Below are 23,803 nucleotides of genomic sequence, written 5' to 3' on the forward strand. Positions count from 1 at the left end.
CCGTCGCGGGGTTTGCGGATCAGAACACTTTCGAGAAGATGACGTAGAGCGACCCGGCGAGAACGATCGAGACCGGAAGCGTCAGCACCCAAGCCATGAGCAGGTTGCGCACGGTCGACCACTGTAGTCCCGAGCCGTTGGCAGCCATTGTTCCCGCCACACCCGACGACAAGACGTGGGTTGTCGAAACCGGCAAGCCGTATGCGTCGGCCGCTCCAATGGTTGCCATGGCGATGAGCTCAGCAGAAGCACCTTGCGCGTAGGTCAGATGCGTCTTGCCGATCTTCTCGCCCACCGTCACGACGATGCGCTTCCAGCCGATCATCGTGCCGAGGCCGAGAGCTATCGCGACCGCCACCTTGACCCAGAGCGGGATAAAGCGCGTGGCCTTGTCGAGCGAGCCCTTGAACGCCGTGATCGATTTGACGTCGTCGGCCTTCAGGTTGTTGGCTTTGTCCTTGAGCAGGAAGCGGAGCGCTTCCGACGCCAAGTACATGTCGTTACGAACGTTCGAGACGGCGGCCGCCGGGACCTTGTCGAGCGCACCGTACGTTTCGACCTGCTGAGAGATCTCACGAACCAAAGCGGCGAGGCTCGGATACGTGCCCTCGTTGATCGTGCGCGACGAGATGTACGATTCAACGGCCGGACGCGGGTTGCCCAGAACGTTATAGCCCGAAGCCTGCTTCTCGATCACCGCAGCGGCACTCGCGGCGTTCGCCTTGAACTCGACGATCTGCGACGGGCCCGGCGTCCGGTTCAGAGCGTAGGCCATCGGGACGGTACCGATGAGGATGAGCATAATGAGGCCCATGCCCTTCTGTCCGTCGTTCGAACCGTGCGCGAACGAAACGCCGGTGCAGGTGAGGATCAGAAGGCCACGGATCCACCACGGCGGCGGCTGGGTGCCTGCGGGCTCCTTGTAAAGGGCGGGATTGCGGATGATGAATTTCAGGATGAGAAGCAGAGCCGCCGCGCAGGTGAAGCCGACGACCGGCGATACCAGCAGCGAGGTGCCGATTTCCTGAGCTTTGCCCCAATCGACGCCCGAGGTGCCGTTGCCGCCGTGCAGCAATGAGTTCGCGACGCCGACGCCGATGATCGAGCCGATCAGCGTGTGCGACGACGATGACGGCAGGCCAAGCCACCAGGTGCCGAGGTTCCAGATGATGGCGGCAATCAACAGCGCGAACACCATCGCGAAGCCGGCGCTCGATCCGACCTGCAGGATGAGTTCGACGGGAAGCAATGAGATGATGCCGAAGGCGACGGCGCCGGTCGAAAGCAGCACGCCGAGGAAGTTGAAGAAGCCGGACCAGAGCACAGCAACGTTGGCCGGCATTGAGTGCGTGTAGATGACAGTCGCGACGGCGTTGGCGGTGTCGTGGAAGCCGTTGACGAATTCGAAGCCGAGAGCGATCAGCAGCGCAACGCCCAGCAACAGGAAAGGCAGCCACGTCGTGACCGGAACGTTTGCGGCTTCGATATCCTGATAGAGACTGTAGGCAGTGAAGAACAGGCCGCCGGCCAACAGCGCCAGGAAGATGAGCACCGTAATCGGGCTCGTGCCGTGATCGAGTTTGGGCTTGCTACTTGGTGTGCCGGCCGCCCCGGCGAGTGCCCCGCTCAACGCCACGTCAGACATGTTCTCCTGCCCCCAGAATATGCATTTCGAGGGACCTAACGCCGCTTTTATTGCAGTGTAGTGACAATTGCTCGAGGGGAAGGAGACAACGCCATACAGCCATTTCGCGGGGAGAAATCTTTTGGCGCGCTGCGCTTCTCGCGAACGCCCCATTTGAACCCCGCTAGCAAAAAAGACGGCGCTCTTTACCGAAAATTCCTGCTGAGCATTTCACTTAATCTTCGTTCGCTTTTCGGGAACCCCTTCGTAGCGTAGCGGAGCAGCTCAGGACCGGCTGTGACCACCTCTCGGGGAGAGAAGAAGAATGAAGATCGCGAAATTGATTTTGCTTGGAGTGTTCGCTCTGGGCGCGAGCGCATCGGCGGAAGCTGCAACTTCGGCGCCGAAGCTGCACGCACCGGGGGTAGCGACCTCCGTTAAGGCTTCGAAGGACGAGAAGAAAAAGCCCGCGCATGCGCACCGCGCGCACAAGCATAAGCACAAGGTCGCGCAAGCGACTGCGAAGCCCAAGCCGCACAAGCCGGCCGTGCACAAGGCTCACGCGAAGAAGGTCAAGAAGGACAAGCACTAACCCTGATCGCGTTCCGGCCGGGGGGCGGGATAGCGTCATCAGCCGCCAAAGGGCACTTTCCGTTTCGCGTTCGGAAAGTGCCCTTGGCGGGTTTGTTTTTTTAAGGGGCCCATATCTGCAAAGTTCGTCATCCCGGCGCGGGCCGGGATCCCGTCAACGCGCAACACGAAGACTTGCTCGGTCTGCGACCGATGCTGCACTGTCTCGCACCGTAAGAGGGTGGTCCGGTGCGCAGCAAATCACCGTGCGTCTACATATTGGCGAGCGGCCAAAACGGCACGCTCTACATCGGCGTCACGAGCGATCTTCACGCGCGTATGGCCCAACACACCCAGAAGCTGATACCGGGTTTTACCGAACGATATGACGTGTCGCATCTCGTCTACTTCGAGTTCCATCCGACGCTCGAGCAGGCCATCGGACGCGAGAAGCAACTGAAGGAATGGCGGCGACAGTGGAAACTGCGCTTGATCGAGCAAATGAACCCGCAATGGCTTAACTTGTTCGACCCGCAAACCGGCGAGATCAGCGCTGGCCCGTTTGATAGGTCGGAGCAGAGTACCTGACTAAATGCCAGCTGACGCCTGTCTGGGTGCCGACCTTCGTCGGCATGACGGTGGGTGAGGGGACGCCTCGGCTCATACCCGTCCATCTCACTACGTGAAAATTACTTCCCATCGTCATGTCACCCGACCGAAAGCCTCCCCACTCCCGTCATCCCGGCGCAGGCCGGGATCCAGCCAAGCCAGAAACAAACAAGGCGCCCCTTGCGGAAGCGCCTTGAAGAATACGGTCGTCTTCGACGAGTCTAGCGCTGGATCCCCGAACACGATCCCCCGGATCAAGTCCGGGGTCACGCGTTCGAGGACGACGAGTTAGATCAAGAACACCCACTCGTGCTTCCGCACGTGTCGCACTTCAGGCAGGTGCCGTTACGCACCATCGTGAAGTTGTGGCACTCGCTGCACGAGACGCCTTCGTAACCGCGCAATTTCGCTTCCGAGACGCGCTGCTTGAAGATCTCCGATTTCGTCAGCATCGGCGATGAAGAAGCAACCGCGTGAACAGTTTCGGTCACTGAAGCGAGAGCGTTGGCGCCGTGCGTCAGCGTCTGCTCCACATACCGCGAACTGACGTCGTAGCTTCCCGTGCTCTGAACGGCGGCGGCGCCAAGCGATGAAGCTTTCTGTCCGCTTGTCGTCGTGCTGCTGGCAAGCCGGACGATCGGATTGCCGCGAACAAGACCCTTCGACACGTTCTTCAGAACGGCTTCCGGCAGATCGAGCGCCAGTTGCTCGTCCGTCGTGTCATCGCTCGAGCCGAGACCCGTCTCGCCGACGATCTCGCGCGGATCAACGTGCGCAAGATCATGACGGCCGAGGTACGACACAGCGAGTTCGCGGAAGATGTAGTCGAGGATGGACGTCGCATTCTTGATCGTCTCGTTGCCCTGCACGAGGCCGGCCGGTTCGAAGCGCGTGAAGGTGAAGGCTTCCACGTACTCTTCGAGCGGCACGCCGTACTGCAGACCGAGCGAGATGGCGATGGCGAAGTTGTTCATCAACGAGCGGAAGGCGGCGCCTTCCTTGTGCATGTCGATGAAGATCTCGCCGAGACGCCCGTCGTCGTATTCGCCGGTTCTGAGGTACACCTTGTGGCCGCCGACGGCTGCCTTCTGCGTGTAACCCTTGCGCCGGCCCGGAAGCTTGGCGCGATCCTGCGCTGCTGCTTCCTCTTTCACGTAAACGATGCGTTCGACGATTTTCTCGACGATCTTTTCCGTAACCGCTGCCGTGCGCGCTGCCATCGGTTGAGACATCAGCGCGTCCGCGGCTTCCTCGGCATCCTCGACGTCATCGCCGAGGATCTGGCTGTTCAACGGTTGCGAGAGCTTCGAGCCGTCGCGGTAGAGCGCGTTGGCCTTGAGCGCCAGCTTCCACGACAGCATGTAGGACTGCTTGCAATCCTCAACCGTCGCGTCGTTCGGCATGTTGATCGTCTTCGAGATCGCGCCCGAGATGAACGGCTGTGACGCCGCCATCATGCGGATGTGGCTCTCGACGGACAGGTAACGCTTGCCTTTCTTGCCGCACGGATTGGCGCAATCGAAGACCGCCAGATGTTCGGGCTTCAGGTGCGGTGCGCCTTCGAGCGTCATCGCTCCGCAGACGTGCTCGTTCGCAGCGTCCACGTCCTTCTTCGTGAAGCCGAGGTGCGCGAAGAGATCGAACGACGGATCGTTGAGCTTGTCGGCCGGAACGCCGAGCGTCTCGGTCAGGAAGGTATCGCCGAGCGTCCAGCGGTTGAACACGAACTTGATGTCGAACGCAGTGCCGAGACCCTTTTCGATCTTGGCGAGCGCTTCATCCGTGAAGCCGCGGGCTTTGAGCGACTGCGTGTTGATCGCAGGCGCTTGAGCGAGCGACCCGTGGCCGACGGCGTAGACTTCCATCTCCGCGATCTGGCTTGGACGATAGCCGAGTGCGCGCAACGCTTCCGGAACCGACTGGTTGATGATCTTGAAGTAGCCGCCGCCTGCGAGCTTCTTGAACTTGACGAGCGCGAAGTCGGGTTCGATGCCGGTCGTATCGCAGTCCATCACGAGGCCGATCGTGCCGGTGGGTGCGACAACGGTTGCCTGCGCGTTGCGATAACCGTGCTCCTGGCCGAGTTCGAGTGCGCTATCCCAGGCGCGCTTTGCAGCCTCGCCAAGGCGTTCGTCCTTCAACGACGCATGGTCGAGCGGAACGGGCGCCGTTGCGAGCTTCTCGTAGAACTCCGATTCACCGTGAGCGGCGCGGCGATGGTTGCGCATCACGCGCAGCATGTCCTGCGCGTTCGGCCCGTATCCCGGGAACGGCCCGAGTTCCGCCGACATTTCCGCACTCGTCGCATAGGCGACGCCGGTCATGATCGCGGAAATCGCGCCGCAGATCGCACGTCCCTCAGCCGAGTCGTAGGGAATGCCCGACGACATCAGCAAGCCGCCGATGTTCGCAAAGCCAAGGCCGAGCGTGCGGTAACGGTAGGAAAGCTCGGCAATCTGACGCGACGGGAACTGCGCCATCAGAACCGAGATCTCGAGCACGATCGTCCAGAGGCGGCAGCCGTGCTCGTAGGCTTCGATGTCGAACGACGTATCTTCGCGACGGAAGCGCAAGAGATTGAGCGACGCGAGATTGCACGCCGTATCGTCGAGGAACATGTATTCCGAGCACGGATTCGAGGCGCGGATCGGTCCCGACTGCGGGCACGTGTGCCAGTCGTTGATCGTCGTGTGGAACTGGATGCCGGGATCGGCCGAAGCCCACGCCGCAAAACCGATCTGCTCCCAGAGATCCTGAGCGCGGATCGTCTTCGTGACTTTGTCGTTGAGACGGGCGCGGAGATTCCAGTCCTTGTCGTCGGCGACAGCATTCAGGAATTCATCGGTGACGCGAACCGAGTTGTTCGAGTTCTGGCCGGCGACCGTCAGATAGGCTTCGCTGTCCCAATCCGTATCGTAGGTGTCGAACGAGATTTCCTTGTAGCCCTGCTTGGCGAACTGAACGACGCGGAGAATGTAGTTCTGCGGAACGCCGTCGCGCTTGGCTTCGCGGATCGCGATCTTGAGCTTCGGATTTTTCGTCGGCTCGAAGCAGGCGTCACCCTCGGCTTCGCAATTGACGCAAGCCTTCATGACGGCCTTGAGCCGCTTCTGACAGATCTTGGAACCGGTGACGAGGGCTGCAACCTTCTGCTCCTCGCGCACCTTCCAGGTGATGTATTCCTCGATATCGGGATGATCGACATCGACAACGACCATCTTGGCCGCGCGACGCGTCGTGCCGCCCGACTTGATGGCGCCCGCCGCACGGTCGCCGATCTTCAGGAAGCTCATCAGGCCCGACGAGCGTCCGCCGCCCGATAGCTTTTCATTGGCGCCACGGAGCGAGGAGAAGTTCGAGCCCGTGCCGGAACCGTATTTGAAGAGACGCGCTTCGCGGACCCAGAGATCCATGATGCCGCCCTCGTTGACGAGGTCGTCGGCAACCGACTGGATGAAGCACGCATGCGGCTGCGGGTGCTCGTAAGCGGACGTCGAGTTGACGAGCTCGCCCGTCTGATAATCGACGTACATATGGCCCTGGCCCGGGCCGTCGATGCCATAGGCCCAGTGCAGGCCGGTGTTGAACCACTGCGGCGAGTTCGGAGCCGCCATCTGCATCGCGAGCATGTAGCGAAGCTCGTCGAAGAAGGCCTGCGCATCGCCTTCGGACGTGAAGTAGCCGCCCTTCCAACCCCAATAGGTCCACGTGCCGGCGAGGCGGTCGAAGACCTGCCGCGCGTCCGTCTCGCCGCCGAAGCGCTCATTCTCGGGGAGTTCAGCAAGTGCGGCTTCGTCGGGCGCCGAGCGCCAGAGCCACGAGGGAACCTGCGTTTCTTCGCAACGGCGGAGGCGGCGCGCGACGCCCGCCTTGCGGAAGTACTTCTGCGCCAGAATGTCTGCTGCGACCTGACTGAAGTGCTCGGGAACGTCGAAGCCATCGAGCTTGAAAACGATAGAACCATCGGGATTCTTGATTTCGGACGTCGCACGCCGGAACGGGATCGAGGCATAAGGCGAAAGTCCGGCTTCAGTGAAACGCCGTGTAATCTTCATATGTAGGTGCCCCCGAGATTTCGCGGCAGACGGACATTCGCCCGCTTGCCGTATGGAATGATTGCCTCGCGCCGGACCCTGCTTTCCGACGCTTAGACGGGATGACAAACGCATTACTGACGCACACAACGGCCGAGTTCAGAGCGCACATCTCCGCACCAGCGACGACGGTCGGTGACCGCGATCTGCCGGCGTTTGCCGACCACAAAGGTGTTTGATGGCGACGAGGTGCTCGTGCGCTACTCTGGACGCGACTGGAAACTACGCTTGGAAACTGTTGCCCTCAACTTGGCGATAGCCCGATCCACGCTTCCCTCATCGGACCGTCGCACGTTCGCCGTACAGTCACAAAGCTAGGACGATTCGAGCCGCTCGTCACGCTTTCTAGGATATATATTGGGGTGGCAGCGGCAACAAAGCACTACATCTAGTGGTGTTAACAACTTCCAGCGGGTTGCCGTGTTTCCGGCCCAAACCCCTATGTTTCACCTTGATAAAATCAGGTTCAGCATGTGGACGAACGTGAATAGACACCATTTTGCTCAGCCCACGACCAAGAAGCTTAGTGCGATTCCGCACCTTGTCTGTTGCGCCACTGCATCGCCTCCCTACAGTCTGGACATCTGCACCGCGGAGCAGCTAAGTCGACACGACAAGCGGCGGCGGGAAAAAGGACCCTAAGGACATGAGCTTACTCAGCGAGATCTTCAGCTGGTGGGGCGGCAACACCTGGGGCACGAGATTATTCACGTGGCGTAAGGGCAAGCTCGTCGGCCAAGACGAGTTCGGAAATCGCTATTTCGTGCAGAAGAGCGGCGTCGGCCCGCTTGGCGTGCCGGCCAGATGGGTCATTTATCCGAAGCTCTCGGAGGCTAGCCAGGTGCCGCCGGATTGGCACGGCTGGCTCCATTACACGGTCGATACACCGCCGACTGAGGAGCGTTATCATCCCCGCCACTGGCAGAAGCCGCATCAGATGAACCTGACCGGCACGCCGCAGGCATATCGCCCGAAAGGCTCGATCCTGGGCAAAGGCGAGCGCGCCAAGTCGACGAGCGATTATAAGGCCTGGAAGCCGCACTAATCGCGCCAATCGAAAAATCGCCCGCTTTGAGGCTCAAGCGAAGGCCTTGCTGGGCAAGCGCGCTCCACTGGATGCCCCTGACTGGATTTTGAATTGAGAAAGCCGTTGCTTTTGAATCTCGCGCCGAGCGTAGGGCCACTCCGGCGCGGAACCGCCGCTATGTCGCTGCCGCTTGTGCTCGCCGCCGTCATGGCCGCCGTGGTGACGCCCGCTCGTGCCGATCGTATCGAAAATCAGGTCGCGGTTTTTTCCGCGCTCGATAAGGTTACGGCGCACATCTCGAAATTCGAGGTGACGATCGGACAAACGGCGACTTTTGGTGCTTTGAAGGTCACGCCGCACGCCTGCTATTCGCGGCCGCCAACGGAAGAGCCCAAAACGACGACATTCGTCGAGATCGACGAAACGCAGCTCGACGGTTCGGAAAAACGAATTTTCACCGGATGGATGTTCGCCGAGAGCCCCGGCATCTACGGCCTGGAACATCCGACGTATGACGTCTGGCTGACGGAATGCAACAAGCCGATTAGAACCATCGCCGAGCAGGCGCCGGGCGCCACTCCGGGAGCCGTCACCGAGGCGCCGCCGGACGCCCCGGGTCAAGCAGCGCCGGAAAGTGGCTATCAGGACAACGGCGACGCTGCATCCGACCAGGATTTCCGCCGCCGCGTTCGCCGCTAGTTTGCCGTCATCCTCGGACGAGCGCGGCAAAACCGCGTCGAAGTCCGGGGATCCAGCGTCAAGAGGGTCGAAGACGCAATATCGCGCCTCCAGCGAGTCTAACGTTGGAGTCCCGATCGGCCTCGCGTCGCTCGTCCGCTCGAGAATGACGAATGCTGCTAGTCGGCGAGCAGCCGCGCAGCCTTCGGTGCGAAATAGGTGAGAACGCCCGAAGCCCCTGCGCGCTTGAACGCAAGCAGGCTCTCGAGCATCGTCTTGTCCGGATCGAGCCAGCCCTTGTCAAATGCCGCCGCGAGCATCGCGTACTCGCCGGACACCTGATAGGCGAAGGTCGGCACGCCGAAGGTGTCTGATACGCGGCGCACGATGTCGAGATACGGCATGCCGGGTTTCACCATCACCATGTCCGCGCCTTCTTCGAGATCGATGGCGACTTCGCGCAGCGCTTCCTCGCTGTTCGCCGGATTCATCTGATAGGTGCGCTTGTCGCCCTTCAATAGACCTGACGAGCCAACGGCTTCGCGGAATGGGCCGTAGAACGCGCTCGCGTACTTGGCCGCGTAGGACATGATCTGTGTGTTCTTGTGACCCGCAGACTCAAGCGCGCTGCGAATGATGCCGATGCGCCCGTCCATCATGTCGGACGGCGCGAGAACGTCCGCGCCCGCTTCCGCCTGCACCAGCGCCTGCTTGACGAGCGCCACGTTCGTTTCGTCGTTCGCGATCTCCTCGCCGATCAGCAAGCCGTCATGTCCGTGGCTGGTATAGGGATCGAGCGCGACGTCGAGGATGACGCCCAGATCGAGGTTCGCTGCTTTGATCGCGCGCGTTGCCCGGCAAACGAGATTGTCCGGATTGAACGCCTCGAGCGCATCCTCGCTACGCTTCTTCGGATCGGTGAACGGAAAGAGCGCGATCGCAGGAATGCCGAGATCGACGGCGTGCTTCGCGGCGTCGACGATGAGGTCGACGCTCAAGCGCTCGACGCCCGGCATGGACGCGACGGGTGTGCGCTGGGCTGTGCCATCGATGACGAACATCGGCCAGATCAAATCGCTGACCGACAGCTCATGCTCGGCGACGAGCCGGCGCGACCAGGGTGTCTTGCGGTTGCGGCGCATGCGAATTGCGGGAAATCCGCCCGAAAGAAATTCGGGATTGCCGGCGCTGCCGTTATCGGCGCTGCGGGCGAGGGGGCGCGTGCGAGAGGACATGATCAAGGTTCCTGGGCAGAAGGCGGCGATTCCACACCGCCTAAGTTCGCGGCATGAATTTTGGCCGACATTGGACACGAGCCGCGTCCCGGCGCAAGCCGCCCGATGCAGGGCAGAAATGCCGCCGAGTCATCGAGGGCTGATCGTATCCGATCCGGGCTTGCGCGGCTAATCGCAGATTTTGGTAAACTTCCGCTCCGCCATGTCGACGTGGAAGTGGTTGCGGTGATCGTCGTTGGCTTCCGGCCCGAGCGTCGTTCCGAAAACCCGGCAGGCAGATTTATGCGCCTCGCGCAGGAAGGCCTGCACTTGGGCGTCGGGAGCAGGGCTCGAAGCCAGCGCAACTTGCGCCGTTTTTTGTGCAAGCGCGCCCTTTTTGCCGGTCTTCACCACGGGTCCGCCCAATCGGTTTGGAATGGTCGTGTCTGACGTCGCCACGAGAGCGGCGCCACCAGCTGCGTGAGCCCCTTCGATGATCGTCGAGCGCGCGAGTTCGACGCCAGCCGCTCCCGCGGTCGATGGCACAGCCGCGGGCAATGTGGCTTGCACCGTATTGGCGGCGATGCCTGTTCCCGCTGTCTTGGCGGCGGCTTCGTCTGCAGCACGCTGCTGCGCCTCGGCTTCAGCCAGGATTTCCCGCTGCGGTTTTCCCCAGTCCTGCAGCACCTCGGCCGTCTTCGTCGATGCGGTTATGAAGCCGCCGATATCGAGCGCATTCGCCAAGCCATGTTCGCTAAGCTTCGCTTTCTTGCGGCCGTACGCGTTGCGGCACGAATAGGAACTCATCGTCTCGATCGTGACGATCTCTGATTTGAGATGTTTGCGCGCGAGCGGCTGCACGTCTTTTTCGAACCAGCCAGTGAGCGCTTCCGCGAGATCGCACGTCACGATGGCCGGCGGCGACAACGCGACCTGCGGTTTCTCGCCGATGCTGATGAGTTCGATGGGAGCAGGCGCACCGCATGCGCCTTCCTTGATCGGTTCGTGCGGTATGACAACGGCGTGGATGCGCTTCAATACGAGGGCGCAATGCGCCTTGGCTTCCGCGATCTCGATGTCTGACCACGCGGGTGGCTTCGGATCAGCAACCGCGGCTGCCTTTGAGTCGGTATTTGTCGGCGAAACGACGTCGCTCTTCTGTGCGGGCTGAGCGGCCTTCGCTGGGTCCGCAGCGCTTTGAGGAGGAGTGGCGACAGGAGCATCGGCCTTGTCGACGGGCTGCGCTGACGCTGCTGGAACAGCCGACTTCTGCTTCGCATGAGCATCCAGAGACATGCCGCCTGCGAGTAATGACAGAACCAAGATGGCCGTTGTCATGACGTGCGGAAAGCGGAAGCGGTTGGCGCTGTCGTCTGCGCGAGCGCATGTCGTCATTTCAGCCTGTACTTCCTTGGCGAGCGCTCTAAAAACCGCAACGGCAAGCCCATTGGTTAATACGTTAAATATTGCAGAATTCGTGTTGCAGGCCAAGGTGCTGCGGGTGGTCCGCCTTGGATAGGATCGTGGCGCGGGGCATATTTGCGGAGGGTAAGATGCGTTCTATAGCCGCAAAATGTGGCGGGCTCATATGAAACACGCCATAGCTTCGCATCAGTCATTCGAATCGCCGCCAAAATCGTCCTGGCGATAATTGCGAGCATGCAGTGAACGAACATAACATCGACCTGAGAACTGCGGCGTCGGAACAGCCGTTGAAGATCGTTACGGCTCAATCGCGGGCGCTGCAGACGTTCACGCTCGACCGGCCGAACGTTCTCAACGCGCTCGATGACGAAATGTGCCGGACGCTGGCGACCGCTCTGCCGCGCGTTGCTCGCAATCCCGACGTCTATATCGTGGCGCTTCTCTCGAACCATCCGCGGGCATTCTGCGCGGGTGGTGATGTCCGCGCGCTGTCGGCCGCCGCCAAGAACGACATCGAAACCGCGAAGACATACCTCCGCACCGAGTATTCGCTGAACTGGCTCCTCGAATGCTTTTCGAAGCCGACAGTCTCGTTCATCAACGGGCTGTGCATGGGATCTGGCGCTGGATTGGCAGCGTACAACACGCATCGGATCGCCGGCGAAAGTTTCAAATGGGCGATGCCCGAAACGAAGATCGGACTTTTCCCCGACGTCGGCATCGCGCGCGTTCTCGCGAAGATGCCGTGGCCCATCGGTGTCTATCTGGGATTGACCGGCCGCATGATAGGCCGCGCCGACGCGCTATGGCTCGGCCTCGTCACCCACTGCATTTCGTCAACGCATTTTTCGGGCATACTCGACAAGTTGAAAGAAGCCGAGCCGGTCGATCCGATGCTCGATGGCTTGCATGAAATTCAACAGCCCGGCGAATTGCAGAAAGACAAGGGCCATATTCTCGAGCATTTTTCCGAACCGACGCTCGAACGCATCCTGCGATCGCTCACAAATGCGGAAGCCAAGGGATCGGAGTGGGCGCGAAAAACGTTGGCCGATTTAGGCAAGTGCTCGCCATTATCGCTGGCGATTACGATCCGCCATATTCAATCGGCACTTTCGTTTGATATACGTCAAACCCTCATCGAAGATTATCGGTTAGCAGTGAGATGTCTTGAGAATCATGACTTCCACGAGGGCGTTCGTGCGCTACTTATTGACAAAGATGGAAAACCGGCGTGGAAACCCGAACGCTACGATGATAGTATGGCAAGTGTAGTCGATGATTATTTTTCGCCATTGCCAGATGGTGATCTGGAATTGCCGACAAGATCAGAAATGCAAGCGGCGCGAGTTTAGTTTTTCTGGCGATATTATTTAAAATTCTCGACGTTGCGTTAGGAAGAAAGTTACTAATCCCGAAGTTTCGCCTGAATATTGGTTAAAAATTCATTCCAAAGACACCCTCCTACTATTCTTTTACTATATCTATTTAGCCGAAATTCAGGCCTCCGAGTTATCAATTTGTCAAAACCCGGGCAAACCGGGTGGCGTCAAACATTGTGAGGCAGGTTATGAGTTTAGCGTATGATATGGCGCGTCACCGCGCGCCGGCCCAGGAAGAAGGGTTCCGCGGTGAGTATCTGCAGGCTCTGCGACTGATCGAGCGTCTCCATCGTCTTCTTCTCGACGTCATCAAGGACGAGTTTGACCGTCGCGGCGGAGCAGAGCTCAATAGCGTGCAAGCATTGCTCCTCTACAACATTGGCGAGAGCGAGCTGACAGCCGGCGAGTTGAAGACGCGGGGCTACTACCTCGGGTCGAACGTGTCCTACAATCTCAAGAAGCTCGTCGACATGGGCTACATCCACTACAAGCGTTCCGATACGGATCGCCGGTCGGTGCGTGTGAGCTTGACCGACAAGGGCCGCGAAGCGCGGGACATCGTCAGCAAGCTTTATCTCCGTCAGCTTGGATCGGTGCAGACTGTCGGCGAAGTTTCCAATGAGGACGTCAAGAGCCTGAACAAGGCATTGGTTCGCCTCGAGCGCTTCTGGTCGGATCAGATCCGCTACCGCCTCTAATATTGGTCGACGCCAATAATCTGCTCGAAAGCGCGGTCGCCGGATCGGCGCCGGGGACTTCTTTGCGCACGCAGAGAAGTCCTTTTTCGTTTGCGCGTGTCCAAGACGCCCAAAGCCGCCAGCTACCACATGTCAAATGCTCGAAACTCAGATAGTCTAGGGGCAACCAACATCACAGTCGCAAGCGTCGGGGGACGGACGTGCACCGGGGGAAGCAGAATTCTGAGGTAGGGACCGGCCGAGCGCGCCGGAGCCTGTTCAACATCCTGAGCATTGGTTTCGTTGCGCTATCAGCCGCTGGTGGCCTCCGCGGCGACGCATTCGCTCAAAGCTTCGGCTGGCTCAATTTCGGCCCGACCGGCAACGACAATCCCTCATATTCGACCAACCGCGCGGATCCGGATTTCGTCCGCGAATGGGAAGCCAACCCGCCGAAGGGGTATGCGACGCTCGCCAAGGCCAATATCGAAGCGACCAAGATGGCGGTCCGCCAGTACACGATGATCGTGGGGAAGGGCGGCTGGCCCCAAATCCCCGAGCCACCACCCAAGACGCCTCGTGACAGTCTCATGCAGTTAGGGACAACAGATCCCACCGTCGCATTGCTGCGCGCCCGACTGGCGGCCTCGGGAGATCTGCGTAGCGCCAATACAACCTCAAACTATTTCGATAACGACGTCGAAAAGGCGCTTCAGCGGTTCCAAGCATCGAACGGGCTGACGCCGACGGGCATCGCCGACAAGCGAACGATCGTCGCCCTGAACGTGCCCGCGGACGCCCGCCTGAAGCAATTGAAGATCAACCTGACGCGACTGCAGGAAGCCATCCCCACAACCTCGAAGCGATACGTCGTCGTCAACATTCCGGCGGCTCAAATCGAAGCCGTTGAGAACGGTGCGATCGTCGCCCGTTACGCAGGCGTCGTCGGCAAGCCTGAACGTCCGACTCCGCTTCTCCGCACGCCGATCACGGATCTCAACTTCAACCCCATGTGGCGGCTGCCACCGACGGTTGTCTCAGAAGATCTGATCCCACGCGGACGCGAGATGCAGAAGAAGGGGCAGAACGTTCTCGTGAAGTTCGGCATCGACGCCTATGCCGGCGGCAAGAAGGTCGATCCGCAAAGTATCAACTGGGAGAAGGTGACACCCGGCACCTACACGTACAGCCAGCAGCCGGGGAAAGAGAATCCGCTCGGGTTCCTGAAGATCAACTTCGATAGCGCCCACTCGGTCTACATGCACGACACGCCGTCGGATCGCATCTTCGGCCGCAACTTCCGCTCCGAAAGCTCGGGCTGCATCCGCGTCCATAACATCGAGAATTTGGCGGCGTGGCTGCTTGCCGATCAGCAGGGCTGGAACGCTGACCGCATCGCCCAAATCAAGGAGAAGGGCCAGCGGCTCGACGTTCGCCTTAAAAAGCCCGTTCAATTGCTGTTCGTCTACATCAGCGCCTGGGCGACGGAGGACGGCGTGGTTCAATTCCGGCGTGACATTTACCAGAAGGATGGTATCGGCGAGGTCGCATCATCCTATTAACTTCTCACTGGCAGCGTAGAGCTGGTATGCACTGACCTCAAAGCAGCTTGCGGCAGAGGTCTCCAACTGCCAAAAATAGGACGTTAGGCCGGTTGAAAGACCTCTCCGACCTGACCAAATTTTCATCCTCTGCGCGACGAAACGGCACTGGTCCTTTAACGTCCCCGGGTACATAAACGGACCAAAATAATGAACGCCGTGCTTATGGGAGCGGAATCGACTGATGAATTACGAGCAGATGCTCTCAGAGGCCCTCGATACCGTAAAGCGTGAGGGGCGTTATCGGGTTTTCGCCGATGTGAAGCGCCGTCGAGGTGCGTTCCCGAAAGCCGATGTTGTCAAAGGCGAAGCTGCAAAGCAGATAACCGTTTGGTGCTCGAACGATTATCTCGGCATGGGGCAGCACCCGAAAGTGCTCTCAGCCATGCACGAGGCACTCGATCTCGTCGGCGCCGGTTCGGGCGGCACGCGCAATATCGCCGGCACCACCCACTACCACGTCGAGCTGGAGCGCGAGCTTGCTGATCTCCACGGCAAGGAGATGGCGCTTCTCTTCACGTCCGCCTTCGTCGCCAACGAAGCGGCACTTTCGACGCTCGCCACGCTCTTTCCCGGCTGCGTGATCTTTTCCGACGAGAAGAATCACGCGTCGATGATCGCCGGCATCCGCAACGGCCGCGGACCCAAGCAGATCTTCGCCCACAACGACCTCGCCGATCTCGAAGCGCGACTTAAGAAAGTGCCGCGCGACACGCCGAAGATCATCGCCTTCGAAAGCGTGTATTCGATGGACGGCCACATCGCGCCGATCTCGGCCGTCTGCGATCTGGCGGAGAAATACAACGCCCTGACGTATCTCGATGAGGTGCACGCGGTTGGCCTCTATGGCCCGCGCGGCGGCGGTGTCGCCGAGCGCGAAGGCGTCATGCATCGCATCGACATCATCAACGGCACGCTCGCCAAGGGCTTCGGAGTCATGGGTGGCTACATCGCGGCGTCGAAGACGCTTTGCGACGCCATCCGGTCCTATGCCCCGGGCTTCATCTTCACGACCTCGCTGGCGCCCGCCATCGCGGCCGGTGCAGTCGCGTCGATCAGGCATTTGAAGACGAGCAACGTCGAACGTGAAATGCACCAGGAGCGCGCCCGCTCGCTGAAACGGCGTCTTGTCGCTGCCGATTTCCCCGTCGTTTCAGGTCCGAGCCACATCGTGCCCGTGCTGGTAGCCGATCCGGTCCGCTGCAAGGCGCTGACGGACGTGCTGCTCGATCGCTACGGTATCTATGTGCAACCGATCAACTACCCGACGGTTCCGCGCGGCACCGAGCGGCTTCGGCTGACCCCGTCGCCGCAGCACACGGACGCCGACATGGAACATCTCGTCGGCGCGTTGTCCGATCTCTGGTCTCAGTGCCCCTTGGCGCTGATGGAGAGCCTCGCCGAAGCGGCGGAGTAAGCCGGCCGAACCGCCTGAGTTGCGCTGCAAAACCCGTCACCCGCGCCTTTATTACGCGGGTGCCGATGGAGTTGAGCGCTGGCGTGCGAGCCCGTACTATGATTGAAACCGCGTCCGGCCGGGCTTGCTCCAGGGTACCCGCCAGCGTTACAAAACACTTCCCAAAATAGAGGAAAGCCCATGTCGACTGCACCGGCCGCAGCAACTTCGCAGACCTCCCGCTTTTTCAAGGCGCATCTGTCCGAGACCGATCCTGAGGTCTTCAGCGCGATCCAGAAAGAATTCGGGCGTCAGCAGAACGAAATCGAGCTGATCGCTTCGGAGAACATCGTTTCACAGGCCGTGCTCGACGCAGCAGGCTCTGTCCTCACGAACAAGTACGCTGAAGGCTATCCGGGCAAGCGCTATTACGGCGGCTGCCAGTTCGTCGACATCGCAGAAGAACTCGCGATCGACCGCGCCAAGAAGCTTTTCAACTGCGGCTTCGCCAACGTTCAGCCGAACTCGGGCAGCCAGGCCAACCAGGGCGTCTTCAACGCGCTCGCAAAGCCCGGCGACACCATCCTCGGCCTGTCGCTCGCAGCCGGCGGTCACTTGACCCACGGCGCGTCCGTCAACCAGTCGGGCAAGTGGTTCAACGCCGTGCACTACATGGTGAAGCCCGATACGCACCTCATCGACTTGGACGAGGTGAAGAAGCTTGCCCACGAGCACAAGCCGCGCATCATCATCGCCGGCGGCTCGGCCTATCCGCGCAAGATTGACTTCGCTGCGTTCCGCGCGATTGCCGATGAAGTCGGCGCGACGTTCCTCGTCGACATGGCACACTTCGCCGGTCTCGTTGCAGCCGGTCTCATCCCGAGCCCGTTCCCGCACGCCCACGTCGTCACGACCACGACGCATAAAACGCTCCGCGGTCCGCGCGGCGGCATGATCCTGACGAACGACGAAGACATCGCGAAGAAGGTCAACTCGGCGATCTTCCCTGGCATCCAGGGCGGCCCGCTGATGCACGTCATCGCTGCGAAGGCCGTTGCTTTCGGCGAAGCGCTGCGTCCCGACTTCAAGGTCTACATCAAGAGCGTGATGGATAACGCCAAGGCAATGGGCGAAACGCTGGTTCAGAACGGCTTCGCGCTCGTCTCCGGCGGCACTGACACGCACGTCGTGCTCGTCGACCTCCGTCCGAAGAAGATCACCGGCAACAAGGCTGAGAAGGCGCTGGGCCGCGCACACATCACCTGCAACAAGAACGGCATCCCGTTCGACCCCGAGAAGCCGATGGTAACGTCGGGCATCCGCTTGGGTTCGCCGGCTGGCACGACGCGCGGCTTCGGAGTCGCCGAGTTCCAGGAAATCGCCCGCCTGATCACCGAAGTTCTCGACGGTCTGGCGAAGAACGGCGAAGAGGGCAACGCGCAGGTCGAAGAAGCCGTCAAAGCGAAGGCCACGGCGCTGTGCGCACGCTTCCCGATTTATGCCTGAGCTTGATGCCAGGGATTGATCAATCGAGAGCGCCGGATACGTCCGGCGCTCTTTTCTTTTGCCCAGATGGTTGGGCGGATCGGGAATAATGCTCCTCCGAATGTGACACTGCTTCATGAGAAGTGCCGCCGCACGTGCTGTAATTTCCGCTAATCTCAGGGGCCGATCTAAGATCAACCCACGGAAGGCCCTTTTCACATTGTTGAAAACCTCTCCGGAGGTCATCTGGGCGATGTGTGCCGCCGCCGGAATCTGGCTTGTGGTGAAGCAGAAGTCTGTTTGATTGGAAACAAGGCGGTGCCGCGCCGTTGCGGAGCGGGCGATTGCGAGGAGTCTGAACGATGCGCTGTCCCTTTTGCGGAAGCGAGGATAGCCAGGTCAAAGACAGCCGGCCGTCGGATGAAAATGCCGCGATCCGGCGCCGTCGCATCTGCGCCGATTGCGGCGGACGTTTCACGACGTTCGAACGCGTTCAGCTTCGCGAATTGACCGTCCTTAAGCGTTCGGGCCGCAAGGTTCTGTTCGACAGGGACAAACTCTCCAAATCGATCTCGGTCGCGATGCGCAAACGCCCGATCGAGCCGGAGCGGATCGACCGCCTCGTCTCGGGCCTCGTGCGCCAGCTCGAAAGCTCCGGCGAAACGGAGATCACGTCTGCCGAAATCGGCGAGCTCGTCATGGCGGCCTTGCGCGAACTCGATCCCGTCGCGTATGTGCGGTTCGCGTCCGTGTATCGCGATTTTCGCGACGCTGCGGATTTTCACGCGGTTCTCCGTGAACTCGCGAGCAATGTCCACGATCCGCTCGATCTCACCGAACGGTTCGGCACGCCCGCTCTCGACGAGATCGCGATTCAAAAGAAGCACTGAGCAGGTATGTCGAGTTCGAGTTCCCCGGGTAGTGCGTTCGACGACGAGATGATGGCAGTCGCGCTGCGCATGGCCGAACGTGGGCTTGGCGCAACCTGGCCGAACCCTTCCGTCGGCGCCGTCATCGCGAATGAAGCGACGGGTGAACTGATCGCACGTGCGAGGACGGCAAACGGTGGCCGCCCACACGCAGAGACAACTGCGATAGCAGCGGCTGGCGACAAGGCGCGTGGAGCCACCATTTACGTCACGCTCGAGCCGTGCTCGCACTATGGACAAACCGGCCCATGCGCCGACGCGATCGTCGCAGCAGGACTGAAGCGCGCCGTCATCGCCATCGAAGATCCGGACCCGCGCGTCGCCGGCCGTGGTCTCGACCGGTTGAGAGAAGCCGGCATCGAAGTCGTTCGCGGAGTCGGGGCGGCCAAAGCGCGATGGATCACACGCGGCCACGTCGTTCGCGTCACCGAGCGCCGTCCGTTCGTCACGCTGAAGCTCGCACTCGATGAAAAAGGCGATATAGCTCGCGGATCGGGCTCTCAACCCATCTGGGTCACGGGTGAAAGATCGCGCGCTCACGCCATGGTGCTGCGAAGCGAATTCGATGCGATCCTCGTCGGCGCCGGTACGGTCAGGGACGACGATCCTGAACTGACATGCAGGCTGCCGGGCCTTTTTGATCGTTCACCGGTGCGCATCGTACTTTCGCGCACGCTCGATCTCCCCGTTGAAGCCAAGCTCTTTCGAAGCGCTGGGAAAGTTCCGGTTTGGTTGATGACAGCTCCGGGCGCCGATGCGGCGAAGAAGAGCGCAATCGCGGCCGGCGGCACCGACATCATCGAAGCAGGTGTCGTTGGCAAGTCGCTCTGGCTGCCGTCAATCATGGAAGCGCTCGTCGCGCGCGGGATCACGCGTTTGCTTGTCGAAGGCGGGCCCGCGATCTGGCATGCCTTCGCGAAAGCGTCGCTCGCCGACGAGATCATTCTTTACATGGCGGGCAGCCCCACCGACCTTGACGCGCAGACAGCAATCGCGCGTTGGCTCGGCCCGCTCGGCATGACGGTCGCCGAACGGCGGATAATCGGTACCGATACGATGTGGCGGCTTCACCGCCTTGCGGAGAAGGCCTAGCGGACATGGAAGGACGCTGATCAGATGTTTACCGGATTGATTACCGATGTCGGTGAGGTGATCGCCAAATCGCCGGGCGGTTTTACTTTGAAAACGGCTCACAAGCTTAAGCCCGAAGAAATCGGGCTTTCAATCTGCTGTGATGGCGTATGCTTGACCGCCACCACCATAACGCCGCTTGCCGATGGCGCTGAATTTACCGTCGACGTCTCGAACGAGACGTTGGCCAAGACGACGCTCGCCAAATGGCAGCCCGGCCGGCGCGTCAATTTGGAACGGTCGTTGCGGGCCGGCGATGAACTCGGCGGCCACATCGTCTCGGGTCACGTCGACGGTATCGCTAAAATCATCGCAATCACCAACGACGGGGAAAGCAAACGCTTTCTTTTGGAGGCGCCAGAGCATCTTTCACGCTATATAGCTCCCAAAGGGTCTATAGCGTTGGACGGGACTTCCCTGACGGTCAACGAGGTTGCGGAAGCCCGTTTTGGCGTCAATCTCATTCCGCACAGCTTGACGGCTACGACCTGGGGCGCGAAAACCCCGGGCGATCTGGTCAACCTCGAAGTCGATGTATTCGCGCGCTACGTGGCGCGCCTGATGGAGTTTCGCCCATGATGACGGGCTCGACGAATGTACAATCCGCTCATAGCGGCAGTGCGCTCTCGCCGATCGAAGAGATCGTCGAGGAGATGCAGAACGGCCGTATGGTCATTCTCGTCGATGCCGAGGATCGCGAAAACGAAGGCGACCTCATCATCCCGGCGCAAATGGCGACGCCCGATGCTATCAACTTCATGGCCAAGTATGGCCGCGGGTTGATCTGCCTCGCGCTGACGCCTTCGCGCGCCAAGGATCTCAATCTCGATTTCATGGTCCGCTCGAACGGCTCGCGCAATCGCACGGCCTTCACGCAGTCGATCGAAGCCCGCGAAGGCATATCGACCGGCATCTCGGCATTCGATAGAGCGCGCACGATCTCGACAGCCATCGATCCCACGAAGGGCGCGTCCGACATCGTTTCGCCCGGCCACGTTTTCCCGCTCATCGCGCGCGATGGCGGCGTCCTCGTCCGCGCAGGTCATACCGAAGCATCGATCGATCTCGCAAGGCTCGCCGGCCTTTCGCCCGCTGCCGTCATCTGCGAAGTGATGAACGAAGACGGCACGATGGCGCGCATGGCGGATCTTGCCCGCTTCGCCAAGGTCCATGATCTCAAGATCGGCGCGATCGAGGATCTGATCGCCTATCGCCTGAAGAACGATCGCATCGTGAAGCGCGTCGCGCAGACGTCCGTCGAGACGACGAGCGCGGGCAACTTCGATCTGTACGTCTACGAGACGACGGTCGAGGTTGGCGAACATCTCGCGCTCGTCAAAGGCAATATCGCAAAGGGCGGACCCATCCTTGTGCGCGTTCATGCCGTGAACGTGCTGCACGACGTGCTCGACATCAACGGCCACGCCGAGTCCGGTTCGGTCGTCGAACAGTCGATGCGCGCCATCGAAGCCGAGGGCCGCGGCGTCATCGTCCTCATTCGTGACTTGCGTCCGAAATCCGTGTCTGATTGGGTGACGCGGAGAAACACCCCCGGCGCGCTCGCAGACGTGAGCAAGGAACGGCGCCAAGTCGAAATTGGCGTGGGCTCGCAGATCCTCGCGGATCTCGGCGTCAAGGACATGGTGCTTCTCACGACATCGCCCCAGCACGTCTACGTTGGCCTCGAAGCATTCGGGCTGCGTGTGACCGGAACGAGAAAAATCGAGTAGCTCGACACATGGTTCAGAAAATCCCAGGAGCGCCGCGGGACGAAAAGAGCGCGGCTCCCATTCGTGCGCATATTCTTCTCATCGAAGCGCGCTTCTATGACGACATCGCCGATCTTCTCATCGAAGGCGCGATTGCCGAGTGCACGAAACGCGGCGCGACCTACGAACGGATTTCCGTTCCTGGCGCGCTTGAAATTCCGCAGGTGCTGTCGGCCGCGGCTGAAGCGCGTTCGGCTGGACGGACCGCGTTCGATGGAGCCCTCGCTCTCGGTTGCGTTATTCGCGGAGAGACAGGGCACTATGATATCGTATGCAACAATGCCAACCATTGGCTGATGGATGTGGCCGTGCGCCAGAACGTTCCGGTCGGCAATGCTATTCTCACCGTCGAAACGCGCGAGCAGGCATTGGCGCGCGCTGAAGGCGGTATTGCCGGTAAGGGTGGCGATGCCGCCCGCGCGTGCTTGCGATTGATCGAGACGAAGCGCGCTTTTTGGGGAACGCCGGCATGACCGCCAAAGGCAAATCTAAGCTGGCGGAAATAACCCCGCGTACGGCGGCGCGGATCGCAGCCGTACAGGCGCTCTATCAGATGGATATGGCGGGCACGGACGTGAACGACGTCATCGCCGAATTCATCGAACGGCACTTCGAAGGCGACAGTCGCGACGAGGTTCTGGCGACCGCCGACCGGGTTTTCTTCGCCGATATTTTACGCGCGACCGTGCGTCGTCAGCGTGAGATTGATCCGATGGTGGACGAGCAGCTCGCGATCGGCTGGAGCCTCGTGCGCGTCGATTCCATCCTGCGTGCAATTCTGCGCGGCGGCGTCGCCGAACTTCTCGACCGCGATGACGTTCCGGCGCGCGTCGCCATCAACGAATACGTCAACGTCGCACACGTCTTCTTCTCCGACGATGAGCCGCGCGTCGTGAACGGCGTGCTCGACAAGATCGCGCGACGGCTTCGCGGCCACGAATTCGTAAGGCGGATAACGCCATCCTGAGGGTGTAGCGCGCGAGCGCAGGGCTTGGAAAAGATGCCTCCATCGCACGCCAACGCGCCAGAGACCTCGCCGGGGTCCACCGATCGGATCGAAAACGAAACCGATCTCATCCAGACCTACTTGGCGCCGCTCGCGGCCGGAGCGCCGGGCGCCTTTGGACTTCGCGATGATGCGGCCCTGATATCTCCGGAACCCGGAACCGATATCGTCGTCAGCAGCGATCCCATCATCGCGGGCGTGCATTTTTTCCCGAGTGACGCTGTCGAGGACGTCGCCTGGAAGGCGCTCGCCGTCAACGCTTCGGACATTGCCGCGAAGGGCGCGGCGCCGCTCGCTTATATCTTAACGCTCGCTCTGCCTGAGGCGCCAACCCGGGACTGGATGGCGAGATTTTCTGAAGGGCTGCACAAAGCGCAGGAAAGTTTCGGCTGCCATCTTGTGGGCGGCGATACGGATCGCACCCCTGGGCCGCTCTCGATCGGCATCACGATGATGGGCTCCGTGCCCACCGGAAAATTCGTCCGCCGTCAGGGCGCCAGGAGCGGGGACCACGTCTTCGTGACGGGAACGGTCGGAGACTCGGCGCTCGGCCTTGCCGTCTGCCAAGATCCCGCGGCCTTTGATAAGGTCTTGAGCGATGAGGAACGCGCATTCGTCGTCAACCGCTATCTTCGTCCGAGACCGCGCGTGGCCCTCGCTCAAGCCCTCAGAGATCATGCCTTGGCCGCACTCGATATTTCCGACGGCCTTCTGAAAGATCTTGCCCGGCTCGCCGGACCCTCGGGAATTTCTCTTCGGTTGAGTTCCATACCCACGTCGTCGGCGGTCAGCGCCGCATTGGCCCATGACCCAGACATCGCTCGGCTCATCCTCGCCGGAGGAGACGACTACGAGATCCTCGCCGCTGTGCCGCCGGGCTCCGTCGCGGGCTTCAGACAAGGAGCCGAGAAAGCAGGGATCGCCATCGCACAGATCGGCGTTCTCGAGGCGGGACGGCCCCTCGAAATCCTGGATTCGAACGGAACATCGATAGACGTCCGGCGGTTTGGTTACGACCACTTTGCCGGGTGAGCACACGCGGATTTGCTCCGCGCTGACGAGCGGCAAGGCTGCAACACAGACCTGCATTTCGGTCTCTGTTTGCGACGGGTTGGCTTTGGTAGATCGTCACTGTTTAGCCATATGCGTGGTGGACTTAAGTGGCTGAAAAGGCACGTATGCTGCC

General features: G+C 60.7%; 20 protein-coding genes. 16 read left to right on the plus strand and 4 right to left on the minus strand.

Annotation, left to right across the window (positions count from 1 at the left end):
• Positions 1-19 precede the first annotated feature (19 nt).
• Complete coding sequence (locus G359_RS07990; RefSeq protein WP_045835684.1) at positions 20-1,645, minus strand: inorganic phosphate transporter; 1,626 nt, start codon at positions 1,643-1,645, stop codon at positions 20-22.
• Between the two features lie 304 nt (positions 1,646-1,949).
• On the opposite strand from G359_RS07990, the gene G359_RS07995 reads away from it, so the two are divergent.
• On the plus strand, positions 1,950-2,216 hold the full coding sequence (locus tag G359_RS07995) for a hypothetical protein (RefSeq protein ID WP_045835685.1): 267 nt from the start codon (positions 1,950-1,952) through the stop codon (positions 2,214-2,216).
• A gap of 227 nt (positions 2,217-2,443) precedes the next feature.
• On the plus strand, positions 2,444-2,782 hold the full coding sequence (locus tag G359_RS08000; RefSeq protein WP_045835686.1) for a GIY-YIG nuclease family protein: 339 nt from the start codon (positions 2,444-2,446) through the stop codon (positions 2,780-2,782).
• A 314-nt stretch (positions 2,783-3,096) separates the two neighbouring features.
• Here the strand turns inward: G359_RS08000 and G359_RS08005 are convergent, their stop codons facing one another.
• A complete protein-coding gene (locus G359_RS08005) occupies positions 3,097-6,858 on the minus strand; it encodes a vitamin B12-dependent ribonucleotide reductase (RefSeq protein ID WP_045835687.1) in 3,762 nt (1,253 codons plus the stop codon).
• 685 nt (positions 6,859-7,543) lie between these two features.
• On the opposite strand from G359_RS08005, the gene G359_RS08010 reads away from it, so the two are divergent.
• Together G359_RS08010 and G359_RS08015 are read left to right on the plus strand one after the other, a co-directional pair.
• Positions 7,544-7,942, plus strand: coding sequence for an NADH:ubiquinone oxidoreductase subunit NDUFA12 (locus G359_RS08010; protein WP_045835688.1), 399 nt, complete (start codon positions 7,544-7,546; stop codon positions 7,940-7,942).
• Between the two features lie 159 nt (positions 7,943-8,101).
• Positions 8,102-8,623 carry a DUF2155 domain-containing protein gene (locus G359_RS08015; protein WP_045837800.1) on the plus strand — a complete coding sequence of 174 codons (522 nt, stop codon included), beginning with the start codon at positions 8,102-8,104 and terminating at the stop codon, positions 8,621-8,623.
• A gap of 158 nt (positions 8,624-8,781) precedes the next feature.
• Here G359_RS08015 and hemB read toward each other — a convergent pair whose 3' ends face one another.
• On the minus strand, positions 8,782-9,837 hold the full coding sequence (gene hemB / locus G359_RS08020) for a porphobilinogen synthase (RefSeq protein ID WP_045835689.1): 1,056 nt from the start codon (positions 9,835-9,837) through the stop codon (positions 8,782-8,784).
• 168 nt (positions 9,838-10,005) lie between these two features.
• Complete coding sequence (locus G359_RS08025) at positions 10,006-11,211, minus strand: extensin family protein (protein WP_245279960.1); 1,206 nt, start codon at positions 11,209-11,211, stop codon at positions 10,006-10,008.
• 269 nt (positions 11,212-11,480) lie between these two features.
• On the opposite strand from G359_RS08025, the gene G359_RS08030 reads away from it, so the two are divergent.
• The 12 genes from G359_RS08030 (at position 11,481) to thiL (ending at position 23,649) form a co-directional block, all read left to right on the plus strand.
• Positions 11,481-12,596, plus strand: a complete 1,116-nt coding sequence (locus G359_RS08030; protein ID WP_052699258.1) for an enoyl-CoA hydratase/isomerase family protein — start codon at positions 11,481-11,483, stop codon at positions 12,594-12,596.
• Between the two features lie 215 nt (positions 12,597-12,811).
• Positions 12,812-13,321: a transcriptional regulator LdtR gene (gene ldtR, locus G359_RS08035; RefSeq protein ID WP_045835690.1), complete on the plus strand. Its 510-nt coding sequence runs from the start codon at positions 12,812-12,814 to the stop codon at positions 13,319-13,321.
• 200 nt (positions 13,322-13,521) lie between these two features.
• Positions 13,522-14,862, plus strand: a complete 1,341-nt coding sequence (locus tag G359_RS08040; protein ID WP_245279961.1) for a L,D-transpeptidase family protein — start codon at positions 13,522-13,524, stop codon at positions 14,860-14,862.
• Positions 14,863-15,085: 223 nt separating this feature from the next.
• Positions 15,086-16,318 carry a 5-aminolevulinate synthase gene (hemA, locus tag G359_RS08045; protein WP_045835691.1) on the plus strand — a complete coding sequence of 411 codons (1,233 nt, stop codon included), beginning with the start codon at positions 15,086-15,088 and terminating at the stop codon, positions 16,316-16,318.
• 180 nt (positions 16,319-16,498) lie between these two features.
• Positions 16,499-17,803: a serine hydroxymethyltransferase gene (gene glyA / locus G359_RS08050; protein ID WP_045835692.1), complete on the plus strand. Its 1,305-nt coding sequence runs from the start codon at positions 16,499-16,501 to the stop codon at positions 17,801-17,803.
• A 341-nt stretch (positions 17,804-18,144) separates the two neighbouring features.
• Complete coding sequence (gene nrdR / locus G359_RS08055; protein WP_045835693.1) at positions 18,145-18,672, plus strand: transcriptional regulator NrdR; 528 nt, start codon at positions 18,145-18,147, stop codon at positions 18,670-18,672.
• A gap of 6 nt (positions 18,673-18,678) precedes the next feature.
• Positions 18,679-19,803, plus strand: coding sequence for a bifunctional diaminohydroxyphosphoribosylaminopyrimidine deaminase/5-amino-6-(5-phosphoribosylamino)uracil reductase RibD (gene ribD / locus G359_RS08060; RefSeq protein ID WP_045835694.1), 1,125 nt, complete (start codon positions 18,679-18,681; stop codon positions 19,801-19,803).
• 24 nt (positions 19,804-19,827) lie between these two features.
• Positions 19,828-20,421, plus strand: a complete 594-nt coding sequence (locus tag G359_RS08065; protein ID WP_045835695.1) for a riboflavin synthase — start codon at positions 19,828-19,830, stop codon at positions 20,419-20,421.
• Positions 20,421-21,572 (plus strand): 3,4-dihydroxy-2-butanone-4-phosphate synthase, encoded by a 1,152-nt coding sequence (gene ribB / locus G359_RS08070; protein WP_045837804.1) that lies wholly within the window; start codon positions 20,421-20,423, stop codon positions 21,570-21,572. The genes G359_RS08065 and ribB overlap by 1 nt, the downstream gene beginning before the upstream one ends.
• A gap of 8 nt (positions 21,573-21,580) precedes the next feature.
• Entirely contained in the window at positions 21,581-22,084 is a 504-nt protein-coding gene (ribH, locus tag G359_RS08075) for a 6,7-dimethyl-8-ribityllumazine synthase (protein WP_045835696.1), read from the plus strand.
• Positions 22,081-22,578, plus strand: a complete 498-nt coding sequence (nusB, locus tag G359_RS08080) for a transcription antitermination factor NusB (RefSeq protein ID WP_045835697.1) — start codon at positions 22,081-22,083, stop codon at positions 22,576-22,578. The genes ribH and nusB overlap by 4 nt, the downstream gene beginning before the upstream one ends.
• Positions 22,579-22,611: 33 nt before the next feature.
• Positions 22,612-23,649 (plus strand): thiamine-phosphate kinase, encoded by a 1,038-nt coding sequence (thiL, locus tag G359_RS08085; protein ID WP_052699486.1) that lies wholly within the window; start codon positions 22,612-22,614, stop codon positions 23,647-23,649.
• Positions 23,650-23,803 lie beyond the last annotated feature (154 nt).

The sequence above is a fragment of the Hyphomicrobium sp. 99 genome, assembly GCF_000384335.2.
GTDB lineage: Bacteria > Pseudomonadota > Alphaproteobacteria > Rhizobiales > Hyphomicrobiaceae > Hyphomicrobium_B.